We start from the raw sequence: 16,826 nt of genomic DNA, 5'->3' as shown, positions 1-16,826 counted from the left end.
AAGATTATGTCTTTTAATAAACTAATTTCTAAGTACAAAGAAAATATCGGAGAAATTAAAGATTCTGAGGAATTGTTGAAAATAGAAAAATATAACCCATGGACTTCAGAAAATGTGGAAGATTTATCTTCGAAATTTTTAGATGCCCTAGAAAATGATTATCGAGATTTTTCATGGTTAAATATAGAGGAAGGATTGTTTGAATTAGAGTCTAATCAATATAAAAATCTTCACTATGGTATACCAAATCATGTTCAAGGTAATATTAATATATCAACATTATTTTTATGTTTAGTAAATCCCAATATCGCATTAGAGGATAAAAAAAGAGAGGTAGGTGTATATTCCTATTTTAATGAAGCAAAAGAAATTAATAGTGAAGATAGTTCGTTAAATATTCTTGGAGAAAAAGAAGAATATTTAAAAAAATATATAAAAGATCATATTATAAATATCGAAACCGAAAGTAGCATTCTATATCAAGAATTAGAGAAGATAAAGAATACTTGTTCAAAAAAAGACGCATACTACTTATCCCATTATTTTGCACATATTTGTTTTAATTACTTAGAGAAAAAGCAAATACCAATGCAAAAATTTATAAGTAATTTGAATGATGAAGAGTGGGAAAAGTTAAAGGATATGTCTAAGTTAATTGTCAATCTTGAAGCTTTTCCTTTTAGAAGTAAGAACCCAGGTTTTACGAAAAGTAAGAAATCTAGTTTTGCAAATCATATCGTTTCATCAAATACAAAGGTTGGTATGTTAAGCGCAAGAATAATTATTTGGCGTATTGTCAAATATTTAGAGAAGAAAGATAGGGAAGAAGGAAAAGGAGAAGTAAAACCTATATTTATTTTTAGAAGATTTAATACTGCATGGCTACCATCTATTCGAAATGTTTTATTATTAGATTTGAAATTCAACAAAAATGAATGTGATGAATTAATAAAAAAATTTCATCAAGAATTTTTCTTAACTATTAGAGAACAAGAGTATGATAGACAAAGTGGTTTTATTGGGAAATATATATGTAAGAATAACGATAAACTAACTGACAAAGAATTTGAAAAGATTTTCAATGAAACTTTATCTAAAAAGTAGTGTAATATCATATCGTCAGCATTAAGCATCTCATTAGAGGTGCTTTTTTAGTATTCAAATTTAGGAGGTATGTATGAATTATTTTATGAAATTATTAAAATCTAGAGATAATCCTAAAAATAGATTAAATGGAAGTTCCTATAGTTTTTTTATGGGTGGAAGTTCTAGTGGAAATAGAGTAACAGAAAGAAGTGCCATGCAGATGACAGCGGTATATAGTTGTGTAAGGATACTTTCAGAAACATTAGCTAGTCTACCTTTACATGTGTATGAAGTAACCGAGACTGGTACAAAAAAAGCAACAGAACATATGTTATATGCGTTACTTCATGATGAACCAAATAATGAAATGACAAGTTTTATTTTTAGAGAAACACTAATGACTCATTTGCTTTTATGGGGTAATGCGTATGCACAAATTATAAGAAATGGTAAAGGAGAGGTATTAGGACTTTATCCATTGATGCCAGATAGAATGAAAGTTGATAGAGATGAAACTGGTAATTTGTATTATGAATATTATATAAGTGAAGGGGATGCAAATTCTAAAACTAAAGGCGCTGTTAAGCTGTCACCAAGAGACATATTACATATACCAGGTTTAGGATTTGATGGTTTAGTTGGTTATAGTCCAATTGCTATGGCAAAAAATGCGATTGGAATGGCTATTGCAACTGAAGAATACGGAGCAGCATTTTTCGCAAATGGAGCTACACCAAGTGGTATACTTGAACATCCTGGGGTAGTAAAAAATCCAGAGGCAATGAGAGAAAGTTGGGCTAGAGGATTTTCAGGTAAGAACAACCATAAAGTTGCAATACTTGAAGAAGGTATGAAATATACTCCTATTTCAATAGCACCTAATGAAGCACAGTTTTTAGAAACGAGAAAATTTCAAATAAATGAGATAGCTAGAATTTTCAGAGTTCCTCCACATATGGTAGGGGATCTTGAAAAGTCTAGTTTTTCTAATATTGAACAACAATCTCTTGAGTTTGTTAAATACACGCTTGATCCGTGGGTCAAACGTTTTGAACAAGCTATGACTAGGAGACTACTTACAAGTGATGAGAAGAAAAAATATTATATAAAATTCAATGTTGATGGGCTACTTAGAGGAGATTATCAAAGTAGGATGAATGGATATGCAACAGCACGTCAGAATGGTTGGATGAGTGCTAATGATATAAGGAGTTTAGAAAACTTAGATTTGATATCAGATGAGGAAGGAGGAAACTTATATCTAGTCAATGGTAACATGTTACCACTTAAAAAGGCTGGTGCTTATGCAGAGAGATTAACAGATTATAAGGAGGAAAACACAGATGAAGAAATTTTGGAATTGGAAGATAGTACAAAATAATAAAGATGAACCACCAGAGAACATATTATTTTTAAATGGAACAATAGCTGAAGAATCATGGTTTGATGATGAGGTCACTCCGCAAATTTTTAAAGAAGAACTAATTAAACATAGTGGAGATATTACAGTATGGATAAATTCACCTGGTGGGGATTGTATTGCAGCCGCACAAATTTATAATCTCTTAATGGAACACAAAGGAAATGTTAAGGTAAAAATTGATGGAATAGCAGCAAGTGCTGCGAGTGTGGTTGCTATGGCAGGAACAGAAGTTATTATGAGTCCTGTTTCAATGCTTATGATTCATAATCCTATGACAATTGCATATGGTAGCACAAGTGAAATGCAAAGAGCTATAGATATGCTAAGTGAGGTGAAAGAATCAATAATTAATGCTTATGAAATAAAAACAGGATTATCACGAAATAAAATATCAAAACTTATGGATAATGAAACATGGATGGATGCAAGAAAAGCAGTTGAACTTGGTTTTGCTGATTCTATCTTAAAACGAGACGAGATTCAGGATATTGAGATTCCAAATATTAGTATGCTTTATCAAGAAGCAACAGTTCAAAATTCAATGATGAATAAAATTAAAGAAACTCTTAAAAATGTAAACGAAGAAAAAATAAAAGCTGATTCGTTAATGAATAGATTAGATTTAATAAAAAACTGGAGGTAAGAATTATGAATAAAAAAATACAAGAATTAATTGAAAAACGTGCTAAAGCGTGGGAAGGTGCAAAAGCCTTTGTTGAGAGTAAAAAAGATAGTGATGGACTATTATCAAAAGAAGATGTTGAAACTTATAACATGATGGAAGAAAAAGTTAAAAACTTTACTTTTGAAATAGAGAGACTTCAAGAGATGGAAAATATGGAAAGAGAATTATCAAAACCAGTAAATGATCCGTTAATCTCAAAACCAATGGTGTCTGATAAAGAAGATAAAATTCAAAAAAATCTTCAACACAAAAAAGCAATGATAAAAGCCCTACGATCTAATTTTAGACAAATAGAAAATATTCTACAAGAAAAAGTAGATACTGATGGAGGATATTTAGTTCCAGACGAGTATGATAGTAGATTAGTTGAAACGTTAAAAGAAGAAAATATTATTAGAAAACTATCTCACACTTTAAAAACAAATGGTAAACATAAAATCAATATAGCTGCGTCAAGTCCTGCGGCTGCATGGGTTGAAGAAGGTGGAGAATTGAAATTTGGAGAAGCAACATTTAAACAAGTTTTATTAGATGCTCACAAACTTCATGTAGCTATTAAAGTTACTGAAGAATTATTATATGATAGTGTGTTTGACTTAGAAAGCTATATCTTAGAAGAATTCGGTAAAGCACTAGCGAATGCAGAAGAAGATGCTTTCCTAAATGGTGATGGTAGTGGAAAACCAACAGGAATATTTGCACAAACTAATGGAGGAACGCACTTAACTGAGGTGGATGCACTAAAATCTGATGACATTATCAATTTAATTCATGCTTTAAAACGACCATATAGAAAAAATGCAGCATTTATTTTAAACGATAAAATAATAGCTAATATCAGAAAACTAAAAGATAACAATGGAGCATATATTTGGCAGCCATCATATCAATTAGGGGAGCCTGATAAATTAGCAGGATACCCAGTGTATACTTCGGCTTTTGCACCAGAAAATAAAATTGCTTTCGGTGATTTTAGATATTATAACATAGGTGATAGAGGTGCTCGTTCATTTAAGGAACTCCAAGAATTATTCGCTGGTAATGGTATGATTGGATTTGTAGCTAAAGAAAGAGTTGATGGTAAGCTAGTATTACCAGAAGCAGTTCAGATATTACCAATCAAAGGATAATATAAGCTATGGAATTAAAACTTGAACAAGTTAAAAACTATTTGAGAGTTGATACAACAGAAGATGATGAGTTAATCTTATCACTTCTGTTTACAGCTAAAAAATTATGCTTAGGAATACTAAGGGTGAGTAGTTTTTCAGAGTTAGGTGATGAGCATGATTTTGATGAATTTAAAATACCAATATTATATACAGTTGCTTATCTTTATGAACATAGAGAAAATGCTGATTTTAGAGAATTAACACTAATTCTTAGAGCGTTACTATTTAATCATAGGAAAGAGGAGTTTTAAGATGGATATTGTAGAACTAGATACTAGAATTACTTTTCAAAAAGTAGTTTTAGAATTTGATGAATTGCATCAACAATTAGAAACATGGAGTGATTTTTTTACTTGTTGGTCTAATTTAAAATTGGTAACTTCAAGTGAGGTAGAAAGACACGGTGTTAATAGAAGTTCAGAAGTGATTTCTTTTGTGGTTAGAAAAACGCCAGAATTAAAAGAACTCAATACGTTAGAATATAGAATAAAGTATAACAATAAATTTTTTGACATATTAGAAGTAGATGTCTTTAGTAAAGATAAAAAGTTCTTAAGGGTTAAGGGAGTTAATAGCTATGACTAAGAGGACAACTATTGACTCACTCGCTGCGGAGATAACAAAGGGTTTAAAGGAATATTCTAAGCTGACTGAGGAAAGTTTAAAAGGTGCAGTAGTTGAGGTGAGTAATGAAGTTAGAGATAAAATAAAAGAAGGATCACCTAAAAAAAGTGGAGATTATGAAAAAAGTTGGAAAGTGACAAAAGAAAGAGAAACAGCACACTCTATACAAACAGTAGTTCATTCAAAAAATAGATATCAATTAGCACATTTACTTGAATTTGGACATGCGAAGAAGAATGGAGGGCGTACTAAAGCAATTCCACATATAGAGCCAGCAACAAGAGATATTAGCGAAAAAGTATTAGAAAGAATAAAGAGGGATTTATCGTGAATAAAAATGAAGTATGTGAAATGTTATATAAACTAGAAATTCCATTTGTTTATAGTCATTTTAAAGAAGGAAGTGCTCCAAGATTACCATTTCTTATATATTATTATGACGGTGAAAATACTTTTAAAGCAGATGGTAAATTATATTATAGTGTGAAAAATTTAATTATAGAAATGTATACAGAGAAAAAAGATTTTAAATTAGAAAAAAAGATAGAAGATCTTTTACAAACTTATTCTTTAATCTATACAAAAGACGAGGTATGGATACCGAGTGAAGAAATGTATGAAACAATTTATAAAATGGAGGTTTAAGTATGGAAAATAAAGTAAAATTTAATTTGTCTCATGTTCATTATGCAAAATTAACTGAAGGTGATACGACAACTTATGAAAAGCCAGTACCAATTCCAGGTGCTGTAAAAATTAGTTTAGAACCTAATGGAGAACCAGAAAGTTTCTATGCAGATGGAGGATCATATTACACAATTAATAACAATATGGGATATGATGGAGATTTAGAGATTGCGATGATTCCAGAAAGTTTTAGAAAGGATATTCTTCAAGAAAGAGAAGATAAAAATAAAGTTCTAGTTGAAGATTCAGGATCAGAAACAAAGAACTTTGCACTACTTTTTGAATTTGATGGAGATCAGAAAAAAATACGTCATGTACTTTATAATTGTTCAGCAGGTCGACCAAAAATTGAAGGTCAAACAAACGAAGAATCAAGAGAAGTGCAAACAGAAACACTTTCAATAAAAGCAAGACCTATCAAAGAAGGACTTGTGAAGAGTAAAACTGGTAAAGAGACAACAGAAGAAACATATAAGAATTGGTATCAAACAGTGTATATGCCAACACATGAAGGAGAAATGTAATGGGAGTTATTAAAGATATAAATGTAGATGGAAAAATTGTAAGATTTAAAGCGTCAGCAGCGATACCTAGACTATACAGAATGAAGTTTAGTCGTGATATTTATAAAGACTTACTTATATTAGATAAGATTAATAAGAATAAAGGAAATATCGATATTGAGAGTTTAGAGATATTTGAAAATATCGCATATATTATGGCTTACCATGCAGATGATAAAATTTCAAATGATGTAGGTGAATGGTTAGAACAGTTTGATACTTTATCTGTATATAAACTTCTACCAGACTTAATAAAATTATGGGGTATAAATGTTAAAACTATGAGTACATCTAAAAAAAAGCAAAAGAAACTGAGCGGACGTTAAATACCGCTCTTTTTTTACTGCGTGCAGTTGAATTAGGACTTTCAATGAATGATTTATCAGAGTTAACAATAGGGCTAGTAAATGATATGTACATTGAAAAAAATAATGATAGTTATGATTATAAATTAATAGCTACACAAGAGGATATGGATAATTTTTAGGAGGTGATTGTATGGCAAGTAGAATAGCAGGTATTACTGTAGAAATCGGAGGAGATACTCTTAAATTAAAACAAGCATTAAGTGAAGTTGAAGGTAAGATTAAGCAAACTCAAAGAGAACTTAAAGATGTAGAAAGACTATTGAAACTTGATCCACATAATACTGAATTACTTACTCAAAAACAAGAACTCTTAAATACAGCCATAGAAGAGACTAAGAAAAAGTTAGAAACATTAAGGATAGCTGAGGAACAAGCTAAAACTGCACTCGCAAATGGAGATATTTCAGAAAAGCAATTTGACGCATTAAAAAGAGAAATTATTGCGACTGAACAAGAACTAGATAAATTCACTGAAAAACTAAAACACACTGATAGTTCAATGCAAGCTACACTTAAAGAAGTTGGGGGTAAGTTTAAAGAGACTGGAGAAAAAATATCTTCAGTAGGTACAACTCTATCAAAAAATGTGACAGCACCAATTGTAGCAGTTGGAGCAGCAGCAACATTAGCCTTTCGTGAAATTGATGAAGGGTACGACACTATCATCAAAAAGACTGGAGCAACTGGAGAAAGTTTCAAGGGATTAAAAAATGTTGCGGATAATATTTTTAAAAGTTTACCTGTAAGTATGAGTGATGTAGGTGTTGCGGTAGGTGAGGTTAATACTAGGTTTAAAGTTACTGGTGATGAGCTTCAAGAACTATCTACTTTATTTCTTAAGTTCGCAGAGATAAATGAAACAGACCTAAATACCGCTATAGGAATGACAAACAGAATAATGGTTCAGTGGGGGATTGACGCTAAAGAAACTGCCAATGTGTTAGGATTAATAACACAAAAAGCACAGGATACAGGAATAAGTGTTGATACTCTTATGAACGGAGTTCAGCAACACGGAGCAATTCTAAAAGAAATGGGGTTAAATCTAGGTCAGAGTATTAACTTACTTGCACAATTTGAAGCAAATGGTGTAAATGCAGATCAAGCACTAAGAGGTTTTAGAAAGGCAGTTGCAGCCTATACTAAGGATGGACTTTCTATGGACGAAGCTCTTAAGAAAACAATTGAATCGATAAAAAATGCAGGAAGTGAAACTGAAGCACTAACGATTGCGACTAAGATTTTCGGAACTAAAGGTGCTGCAGAGATGACTAGGGCTATAAGAGAAGGTAGATTTTCTATAGATGATTTATCAAAAAGTATGTCTGAGTACGGGGATGTTGTAGACAAAACATTTGAAGGAACAGAGGACGGTATAGATAAATTTAAAGTAGCTAGTAATAATGCTAAGTTAGCATTAGGTAGTTTAGGAGAAGCAATTTCTGATGTTTTAGGACCAATTTTACAAGGGGTAGCTACAGTTCTTGGGGGTATAGCAACTTGGTTGAATAGTCTAAGTCCAACTGCTAAACAGATAGTCGTAATAATTGGACTTATAGTAGCTGCGATAGGACCACTTTTAGTAATAATTGGTACAGTCATTGGTTCAATAGGAAATATAATAACGGGTGTTGCAGCAATTTCTGGTGCTTTTAGTGCGATGAGTGGTGTTATGGCTGGTTTATCTGGTGCGGTAGTACCAATACTCGCTATAATAGCTGCGGTTGTAACATTGATATCTATAGGTAGTTATTTAAAAGATCATTGGAGTGAAATAAAAGACTTTTTTATAAATCTTTGGGAAGGTATAAAAACTTACTTTTCAGAAACATGGACGGCTATAAGTACTACTATAACGGTTGTATGGGAAGTTATAAAAAACTATTTTTCAACAACACTTACAGCGATTAGTCTTATATTTACAACTGCTTGGGAGGGTGTTAAAACTTATTTCACAGAACTTTGGCAAAGTATAACCTTAGTAGTGACTACAGTTTGGGAGAATATCAAAACATATTTTACAACTACCTTTACAGCAATTCAAACTCTCTTTACAACCGTGTGGGAGAGTATAAAAAATTTCTTATCAACAACTTGGGAAACAATAAAAACAATTTTCCAAACAGTTCTTGATGTAATAAAAAATATCATTACAAGTTACTGGGATTTTGTATTTCAAACTACAAGTACAATTTGGAATAGTATAAAAGATTTCTTATCTACTATATGGCAAAATATTAATAACTCTATAAATACGATAGTACAAGCAATTAGTGATTTTATAAGCACCTCTTGGAATAATATAAAAAATGTTATAAGTAATATTTTAGATACTATTTTTAGTACAGTTTCAAATATCTGGAATAATATTTATTCAACAATCTCTAATCTTGTAAACTCAGCTTATAACTATGTTCAAAGTGCATTTAATAATATGTTATCAGCTGTGGGAAATATTATAGGAAATATTAGTTCAACAATCCAAAATGGATTTCAAAGTGCAGTAGATTATATTTGGGGACTGGTAAACTCAGCTTATTCTTGGGGGAGTGATTTAATTTCAGGAATTGTTAATGGAATTAGGGATAAGATAGGTGCGGTTGTTGATGCGGTAAAAGGTGTAGCTGAGACAATTTGGAGTTATTTACACTTTAGTGTTCCAGAGGTAGGACCACTTACAGACTATGAGGATTGGATGCCAGACTTTATAAAAGGATTGTCTAAAGGTTTAGATAGTAGTAGAAATCTTTTGAAAAACTCGGTAGCTAAATTATCAAATGATTTGGTGATAAATCCAGATTTAAAAGGATTCACACTTCCAAGAGTCAATGCAACATCAGGCATAAGTAGTGATGATTTAAACAAATTAATTCAAGCTATAAATATACCACACGAGACAACTGGCGATATAGTTATCCCGGTTTATTTAGGTGGAACATTACTTGATGAAATAATAATAAACGCACAAAACAGACAAATTATAAAATCAGGAGGAAGGTAATATGAAAAAATCATATATAAAAATTAATAATGAAACAATACCAACTCCTGATGAGATAGACTTTGAGTTTAGAGATATTGAAGGTAGCAGTAGCGGAGTTACTGAAGCAGGAATAACACATAGAGATATTGTAAGGGAAAGTGTGATATCCATATCTTTGAAACTAACTCTAACAAGTCAGTATCTTTTAAAGTTATCAAAAATGTTAAAGCAAAATACAATCCCAGTTAAATATTTCGATCCTTATTCACTAGAAGAAAAAGAAATAAATACTTATTGTACAAATTTTAAGGTTAGTCTTTTAAATAAAAACGGTAGTCTTGGAATTTGGAGTGTTAGTTTTAAATTGGAGGAATACTAGATGTATCAGACAAGTGTTAACTTCAATAAGACGATAAAAAATAAAAGTAGAAAGTATTTTTGGACAGGAGAGATAGGATTAAAAACGGGAAAAATAATTAATTTTGATGATAAACATATTCTAAAAGATAGTGGCTATATAAGTAATTCGTGTTCAGGAAGTAATGAAATAGAACTAGGTTCTGTTTACGCTGCGGAGATGGGCATTACTTTGAAACTTGATGAATTAAGAGAAATAACATTAGACGGAAGCATTATAAAACTATATTTCAACTTAGTCTTGGAAAATAATGAAACTGAAAAAATACCACTAGGAATATTTGAAACAACTGAAGCTAATAGAACGAAGAAATTTGTTGAAATTAAAGGTTATGACTTTATGGTTAAGTTTAATAAAACTCTGAGTTTTAAAGAAACATCTGGGACTATTTATGAACTTCTAGAATTTTGTTGTAAGAAGTGTAGTGTAGAACTTGGAATAAGTAAAGAAGAAATTGAAAAATTACCAAATGGTGTAGAAAGAGTTGGGATTTATGCCGAGCATGATATAGAAACGTATCGTGATTTAATTCATTATATTAGTGCAACTACTGCAAGTTTTGCGACTATAGATCGTTTTGGTAAGTTAATATTAAAAAGATTTAATACGAACTCAAATTATGAAATAAAAGAAATAGATAGGTATGAATTAAGTATTTCAGATTTCACAACTAGGTATACTGCAGTACAAAGTACAAATCTTAAAACAAAAATATCAGAGTATTATTCAAAAGAAAATGACAATGCTTTAACTATGAATATTGGTGTTAATCCTTTGATGCAGTTAGGACTTCCTGAAAAACGAGTAAGGATGTGTAAAGCAATTTTAGAAGAAGTATCTACATTTAACTATACGCCATTAGATAGTGTAGTCGTAAGTAATCCAGCATTTGAGGTTGGAGACAAGATTACTTTTAAGGTTGGTGTTGAAAGTTATCACACTATAATTACATCAATTGAGTATAAAATTCATGGGAAATATAGAATTAAGAGTGTAGGTAAAAATGCATTACTATCTAAAGGTAAGAGTAAACAAGACAAAAATATTCAAGGTATATTACAAACTATTGAGTCTGACAGAGTAAAGGTGAATGCTTACGTTAATGGAACTGAAATAAAAATAGGACAGAATTCACAAACAATAATAGATATAGAATTTGCATCAAGTAAAGAAACTGATGCTTTTTTTATTGCTACTGTGTTATTTGATGTTAAAAGTTTAAAAAAACATATTGAAGAGACTGTTACTTTAAAAGATGAAAAAGAAGAAAAGAAAATAACCTTGATTAGAGAAGTTGAAGAAGATCAAAAGCTTAATATTATTTACTCATTAAATGAACTTACAATAAAAAATCACGTACCAAAGTTTATAGCTAAAGTAGGAAGCCAAATGGTTACATTATTCTACCCACTAATAAACTTAAAAGAAAAAGTGATTAATAGATTTACTGTTGATTTTGAGTTAGAAAAAGGTAGTCTAGTTATTCCAATAGAGGGAATAAGTGCTGCGATCATAGGTAGTGCCTTAGGAGGAGATGTACCTTGGGACGGTAAAATAAAAGTAAATGAGAACTTAGGTAAGTTAATACTATCTCATAGAAAACAAGTGGATTTGAGCGAAGGTAGTATAGAGGTTGACACTTATGATGTTCCTAAATATGAATTTAGTGATGTGATTATAAAAAATGATTTAAAACGAAAATTTGTATTTGGAAATATAACTGAGAATGTAGAAGTGGAGGAGAAAAATGAAAGGTAAGACAATAGTAGAATTAACCGATGTTAAAACAAAAAAGAAAGAGGTTTTAAAAGATGATAACCTCGTAACTGATGTTTTAGAAAAGATTCTAACATTAAATCCCAATGGACTACTTACAAATATTAATAAAGATACCTTTTATCCAATAGTTGAAAAGATAGTAGGAGGAATCTTGTTATTTAAAGATAAAATAACAGAAGATAAAAATACTAGCTTTGTAAGTACAAGTAATGAATGTATTGGCTATGCAGGACAAGTAGAAGGAGTTCAGGAAAATCCACTGCAAGGTAGTTTTAATAAACAAGAATCAAAAGCAACGTCAAATGGTTATAAGTTTGTTTGGGATTTTGGAACATCAAAAGCAAATGGTAAAATATCGAGTGTTTGTTTAACTAATGCCAAAGCGGGAGGTGGTTATTTTGGAACAAAGAGTAATGGTGAAACAAATCGTATAAAACTAGGTGAAGATAAATATCTTATTAAGAATACAGATACTGAGATGAAGAAAAAATATGTCAATGTAGTAGAAGCTAACTTCGAAGAAAATTATATAGTATCAATAGTTCCTGAAAGTGATCATCTTAGAATAATAAAATCAAGAGAACCACTGCTTAACTTTAGATTAGATGATTCATTATCATTTTTAAATGAGAAGAATACAACAGAAACAAAAATAAAGTATAAGAAATCTTACGGGACATATGGAGTGTGTATTTATGTGGACGAAGAGAATTATTATTTATTGAAAACTAGTACTAGCGGAGGTAATACCAATGTAACTAAGTTGAAAATAAATAAAGCAAATAATTCTATGGAAGAAACTGAATTCACATTAGAAAATGTGAAAATAGAAAATATAGGCGCATACTCATTAGACTATGATTACTATAGAACTATTAAATCTGTATTGAGAGGAGGATATGTGTATGCAGTTAGTACAGATGAAAAATATGTTGTGAAGTTTGCGATAAATAACCCAGTAGATGTAACTAAAATAGAACCTAAGTTTACTCTAAAAACAGGATCAGTATCAAGACATACAACAGGATGTGGAATGTATATATTAGGAGATATGATAATAGGGACTAATTTTACTATTGATAAAAATGATAAAATTACAGAAATAGCACAAAGCGATTTATCAACAATAGAATGCATTCCATTAAGCTATGGACCATTTTTACTAGGGTATTTTGCGAACGGAGAAAGTTCAGGGGATAAGTATTTAAGAAAAGTTTTATACTTAATTACACCATACTCAGCAACAATAAATAATTTATCGAAGACAGTAGAAAAAACGGCGGATAAAACAATGAAAATTACATATTATTTAACGGGAGGTAAATAAAATGAATACATTATTAAATTATAAACTTATAATCTCAAGTATAGGTGGTGTTTTAGGAGCATTTTTAGGAGGTATGGATGGACTTATTTATGCACTTTTAGCATTTTCAGTAATAGACTATGTGACTGGAATAATGTGTGCAATTGATAAAAAAGAATTATCTAGTTCAGTAGGCTTTAAGGGAATAGCTAGAAAAATTATTATATTTTCACTAGTTGGGGTAGCTAACATACTAGATGTTTATATTTTAGGTCATGTAGGAGTATTAAGAGCAGCGGTAATATTTTTCTACCTATCTAATGAAGGTATTTCTATACTAGAAAATACTTCAAAATTAGGACTACCAGTACCTGAGAAACTACAAAACATTTTACAACAATTAAACAAGGAGGAAAAATAAGATGGTACAAATAATAAATGAAACACTAATGAACGCAGGTCAACTTGACAGCATAGACTTTGTAGTAATTCATAATGATGCAGGAAGTATGACACCTGAACAATATGTGGAATGGTTAAGATATCGAGATAAAGCACTGGGGATAGCTCACTATTACTGTAACCGATATAGTATCGCAAGAGTAATAGATACATACAACATTGGATATCATACTGGTGAGTGGTGGAGTAATACCCACTCGATTGGTTATGAAGTATGTGAGAGTATGAAAGTCTCAGATGAGGACTTTTTAGCCAATGAAGATATGGCATTAATGCAGGCGACAGAAGACTTGATTTATTATGGCTTGCCAATTAATAAACAAACGGTAAGACTTCATCATGAGTTTAGTCCAACTAGTTGTCCACACCGTAGTTTAGCTTTACACGGTGGAACAACTGATAGTGTTAAAACTTACTTTGTAGAACGTATGAATTATTTTGCGACTTTAGGAGAAACAGTTGATGAAATGTTAGGTAATACTAGTATCTCAGAACCAAGTACATCTACAAACTCAGTATCAACTGGAGATAAAAGCAATGAAAAAATTGCACGAGAGGTTATTTCAGGAGCATGGGGTAATGGAGAGGATAGAGTAAACAGATTAACTAACGCAGGATATAATGCAAGTGAGGTTCAAGAAGTAGTGAATAGATTACTGAATGGAAATTATACATCTAATAATTTAGATGAAATAGCCCAAGAAGTAATTCAAGGTAAGTGGGGTAATGGGCAAGACCGAGTAAACAGACTGACTAATGCTGGATATAACTACAGTGAAGTTCAGCAAAAAGTGAATGAAATATTAGGATAAAATATGAGCCTAGAGGAAAAGAAAATTTCTTCTAGGCTTATATTTTTTTATCATAAGGAAGATAATTCCCTGTTTTGTAATCTATAATATATCCATTTTGAGTGTTCCAAACAAAATAGATTTTATTGATTGAATAATCGCCTGAAACTATAATAATAACGATGAATATTGGAATTATATCTTTAGGTCTTTTATAAATGACACGACACTCATATACTATATAATTATTTTTGTTTTCACATAAATGTTTCCGGATTACTCCTTCTATACAGCGCATTCCTGACTTTCCATTTCTACCGACATTGGCATGTTCAGTACCTATAAAACCGTTGTAATATTCACCTGAAGAATGATAGATTCTTTTTCCTCCTAATTCTCTAGCTATAATGTGAGATTTGTTATAAATACTTCGATTTTGTAATTTATTCCAATTTGGTAAATTTTTCAATTGGTTTCCTTTATTTGTTTTTTTATCACATTGTAAATCGCTATTATATATTTTCTTTTTAATCACTAGGGTTTTATATCCTGATGGAAGGTGATCTAATATTTCACTTCTGTTATAGTAATTGTCTTCTCTAAGGAATTTTTTTAAAGATTTTTTATTTAATTTACCTATTTTTTTATAGTTTGAGAGGTATTTGTCATATAATTTGTTTATTGTCTTTTCAGAAGAAAAATTTATTTTTTTTGTTTCCTGGATAAGTAAATATAAATCTATAAAATCAAATTCAGTATTCATAATATACTACCTCCTTATTTATTTAAAATTTATTAAGATAAAAACGTCTATTAATTAATTATTTTTTGTTATATATATAAAGTAATTTTACCATAGATACGCTTTATTAGAAATAGAAAATATGTGAATACCTATTTTTTAATTTTTTTGTTCGTTGGTTAAATTTTCCTTAGTTTTCTTTACCTGTGATGTAGAGAATAAAAACATCATAGGAGTGAGAAGTATGGAACTGAAAGATGAAATAAAAAAACTAAGAGAAAAAGGATTAGGGTATAAGAAAATAGCTGTATATTTAAATGTATCAGCTAATACAGTTAAGTCGATTTGTAGAAGAGAAAAATTAGAAAAGTTAGATACAGAAGATTTTGATACTTGTAAGGTATGTGGAGAAAAGTTAACTCATTTAAATGGGAAAAAACAAAAGAAATATTGTAGTGATGCTTGCCGAATGAAATGGTGGAAGAATAATCAAGACAAGATGAATAGAAAGGCATTTTCTACACATCAATGTAAATATTGTGAGAGAGAATTTACATCTTATTCTAATAATAAAAGAAAGTATTGCAGTCATGAATGTTATATTAAACACAGATTTGGAGGTAGTTATGAACAATAAAAATGAAGTAACCTACCAAATCACAATTAAAATATTAAGTAGCTTGTTTAGAAAAAATCTAATCACAAAAGATGAATTTGATTCATTCAAGCATAAGATGTTAGAAAAGTATACTCCCAAAATATCTGAATTTATGGAGTTATCACTTGATAAATAGTTGCTTTAGAGTGATATATAGTAATGACGAAAAGGAGGATACAATAATGAAAATTATAAAAAAGTTAGAAGCGCTAAATGTGACTGATGCTAAAAGGCAAAAGGTCGCAGCTTATGCAAGAGTATCACATAGAGATTTACTACAATCACTATCTGAACAAATAAGCTATTATAATAAACTTATACAAGATAATCCTAGTTGGGAGTATGCTGGAGTGTATTTTGATAACTCTGTAAGTGGAAGAAATACAAAAAAACGAAAGGAGTATTTAAGATTAATAGATGACTGTAGGAAAGGAAAGATTGATATAATTCTTACAAAGTCCATATCACGATTTGGAAGAAATACTATTGAGTTGCTAGAAACAATACGAGAACTAAAGAAATTAAACATAGGGGTTCAATTTGAAAAAGAGAATATCGATACACTCACTACAGATGGAGAGTTATTACTAACGTTACTCGCTGCTGTTTCTGAAGAAGAATCAAAGGCGATAGGTAGTAATGTAAGGTGGAGTGTAAAGAAGAAGTTTGAACAAGGATTACCACATAGCCCACAACCTATATTAGGATATAGATGGATAGGAGATTCTTATAAAATTGAAGAGTCAGAAGCTGACATTATTAGAAAGATTTATAAGTTATACCTATCAGGAATAAAACCAACACAGATATCAAGGGTATTAAATGAGGAAGGTAAACGCACAAGAAGAGGAGAAAAGTTTTCAAGACTAGCTATCTATAGAATATTATCCCAAGAAACTTATACAGGGAAACTTATATTACAAAAGACTTTTAATGTAAGAGAAAAAGGTCGTTCAGTAAAAAATACTGGTGAGAAGACTATGTACATAGTAGAAAATGCACATGAAGCAATTATTTCTCAGAAAATATTCAATAAAGTTCAAGAAATAAAAAAACAAGGTAACCTAAAAAAGGAGTAA

At 30.5% G+C, this 16,826-nt stretch carries 20 protein-coding genes; 19 read left to right on the top strand and 1 reads right to left on the bottom strand.

The window, feature by feature from the left end; genetic code table 11:
* The first annotated feature begins 6 nt into the window (after positions 1-6).
* The 16 genes from DQN46_RS06295 (at position 7) to DQN46_RS06220 (ending at position 14,368) form a co-directional block, all read left to right on the top strand.
* A complete protein-coding gene (locus DQN46_RS06295; RefSeq protein ID WP_111743400.1) occupies positions 7-1,104 on the top strand; it encodes a hypothetical protein in 1,098 nt (365 codons plus the stop codon).
* Between the two features lie 73 nt (positions 1,105-1,177).
* Positions 1,178-2,467: a phage portal protein gene (locus tag DQN46_RS06290; protein ID WP_111743399.1), complete on the top strand. Its 1,290-nt coding sequence runs from the start codon at positions 1,178-1,180 to the stop codon at positions 2,465-2,467.
* On the top strand, positions 2,430-3,152 hold the full coding sequence (locus DQN46_RS06285; RefSeq protein ID WP_111743398.1) for a head maturation protease, ClpP-related: 723 nt from the start codon (positions 2,430-2,432) through the stop codon (positions 3,150-3,152). Before DQN46_RS06290 ends, DQN46_RS06285 begins: the two co-directional genes overlap by 38 nt.
* Before the next feature lie 5 nt (positions 3,153-3,157).
* Entirely contained in the window at positions 3,158-4,324 is a 1,167-nt protein-coding gene (locus DQN46_RS06280) for a phage major capsid protein (protein ID WP_111743397.1), read from the top strand.
* Between the two features lie 8 nt (positions 4,325-4,332).
* Positions 4,333-4,617 carry a head-tail connector protein gene (locus DQN46_RS06275; protein WP_111743396.1) on the top strand — a complete coding sequence of 95 codons (285 nt, stop codon included), beginning with the start codon at positions 4,333-4,335 and terminating at the stop codon, positions 4,615-4,617.
* Between the two features lies 1 nt (position 4,618).
* Positions 4,619-4,951, top strand: coding sequence for a phage head closure protein (locus DQN46_RS06270; protein ID WP_111743395.1), 333 nt, complete (start codon positions 4,619-4,621; stop codon positions 4,949-4,951).
* On the top strand, positions 4,944-5,321 hold the full coding sequence (locus DQN46_RS06265) for an HK97 gp10 family phage protein (protein WP_111743394.1): 378 nt from the start codon (positions 4,944-4,946) through the stop codon (positions 5,319-5,321). Before DQN46_RS06270 ends, DQN46_RS06265 begins: the two co-directional genes overlap by 8 nt.
* Positions 5,318-5,635, top strand: coding sequence for a hypothetical protein (locus DQN46_RS06260; RefSeq protein ID WP_065378405.1), 318 nt, complete (start codon positions 5,318-5,320; stop codon positions 5,633-5,635). The genes DQN46_RS06265 and DQN46_RS06260 overlap by 4 nt, the downstream gene beginning before the upstream one ends.
* Before the next feature lie 2 nt (positions 5,636-5,637).
* Complete coding sequence (locus tag DQN46_RS06255) at positions 5,638-6,201, top strand: major tail protein (RefSeq protein ID WP_065378406.1); 564 nt, start codon at positions 5,638-5,640, stop codon at positions 6,199-6,201.
* Complete coding sequence (locus DQN46_RS06250; protein WP_111743393.1) at positions 6,201-6,566, top strand: hypothetical protein; 366 nt, start codon at positions 6,201-6,203, stop codon at positions 6,564-6,566. The genes DQN46_RS06255 and DQN46_RS06250 overlap by 1 nt, the downstream gene beginning before the upstream one ends.
* A gap of 172 nt (positions 6,567-6,738) precedes the next feature.
* Complete coding sequence (locus DQN46_RS06245) at positions 6,739-9,609, top strand: phage tail tape measure protein (RefSeq protein WP_111743392.1); 2,871 nt, start codon at positions 6,739-6,741, stop codon at positions 9,607-9,609.
* Between the two features lies 1 nt (position 9,610).
* Positions 9,611-9,970, top strand: a complete 360-nt coding sequence (locus DQN46_RS06240; protein ID WP_111743391.1) for a hypothetical protein — start codon at positions 9,611-9,613, stop codon at positions 9,968-9,970.
* Positions 9,971-11,767 carry a hypothetical protein gene (locus DQN46_RS06235; RefSeq protein WP_111743390.1) on the top strand — a complete coding sequence of 599 codons (1,797 nt, stop codon included), beginning with the start codon at positions 9,971-9,973 and terminating at the stop codon, positions 11,765-11,767.
* Positions 11,757-13,115, top strand: coding sequence for a hypothetical protein (locus DQN46_RS06230; protein WP_111743389.1), 1,359 nt, complete (start codon positions 11,757-11,759; stop codon positions 13,113-13,115). Before DQN46_RS06235 ends, DQN46_RS06230 begins: the two co-directional genes overlap by 11 nt.
* A 1-nt stretch (position 13,116) precedes the next feature.
* Positions 13,117-13,515, top strand: coding sequence for a phage holin family protein (locus tag DQN46_RS06225; protein WP_111743388.1), 399 nt, complete (start codon positions 13,117-13,119; stop codon positions 13,513-13,515).
* Position 13,516: 1 nt separating this feature from the next.
* Complete coding sequence (locus DQN46_RS06220) at positions 13,517-14,368, top strand: N-acetylmuramoyl-L-alanine amidase (protein ID WP_111743387.1); 852 nt, start codon at positions 13,517-13,519, stop codon at positions 14,366-14,368.
* A gap of 37 nt (positions 14,369-14,405) precedes the next feature.
* On the opposite strand, the gene DQN46_RS06215 is transcribed toward DQN46_RS06220, so the two are convergent.
* Positions 14,406-15,110, bottom strand: coding sequence for a DNA/RNA non-specific endonuclease (locus DQN46_RS06215; RefSeq protein WP_111743386.1), 705 nt, complete (start codon positions 15,108-15,110; stop codon positions 14,406-14,408).
* A 223-nt stretch (positions 15,111-15,333) separates the two neighbouring features.
* Here DQN46_RS06215 and DQN46_RS06210 point away from each other — a divergent pair, with 223 nt between their 5' ends.
* The 3 genes from DQN46_RS06210 to DQN46_RS06205 are packed head-to-tail and all read left to right on the top strand — an operon-like array spanning position 15,334 to position 16,826.
* Positions 15,334-15,726, top strand: a complete 393-nt coding sequence (locus DQN46_RS06210; protein WP_111743385.1) for a helix-turn-helix domain-containing protein — start codon at positions 15,334-15,336, stop codon at positions 15,724-15,726.
* The gene (locus DQN46_RS08570) at positions 15,716-15,883 is read left to right on the top strand and encodes an SHOCT domain-containing protein (RefSeq protein WP_170120636.1); all 168 of its coding nucleotides are present in this window, start codon (positions 15,716-15,718) and stop codon (positions 15,881-15,883) included. The genes DQN46_RS06210 and DQN46_RS08570 overlap by 11 nt, the downstream gene beginning before the upstream one ends.
* Positions 15,884-15,929: 46 nt before the next feature.
* On the top strand, positions 15,930-16,826 hold the full coding sequence (locus tag DQN46_RS06205) for a recombinase family protein (RefSeq protein ID WP_111743384.1): 897 nt from the start codon (positions 15,930-15,932) through the stop codon (positions 16,824-16,826).

The sequence above is a fragment of the Gemella morbillorum genome (genome assembly GCF_900476045.1).
In the GTDB taxonomy this organism is placed as follows: Bacteria; Bacillota; Bacilli; order Staphylococcales; family Gemellaceae; genus Gemella; species Gemella morbillorum.
Note: the sequence above shows the minus strand (reverse complement) of the source record. Positions and strands in the feature narration are given on the sequence as shown.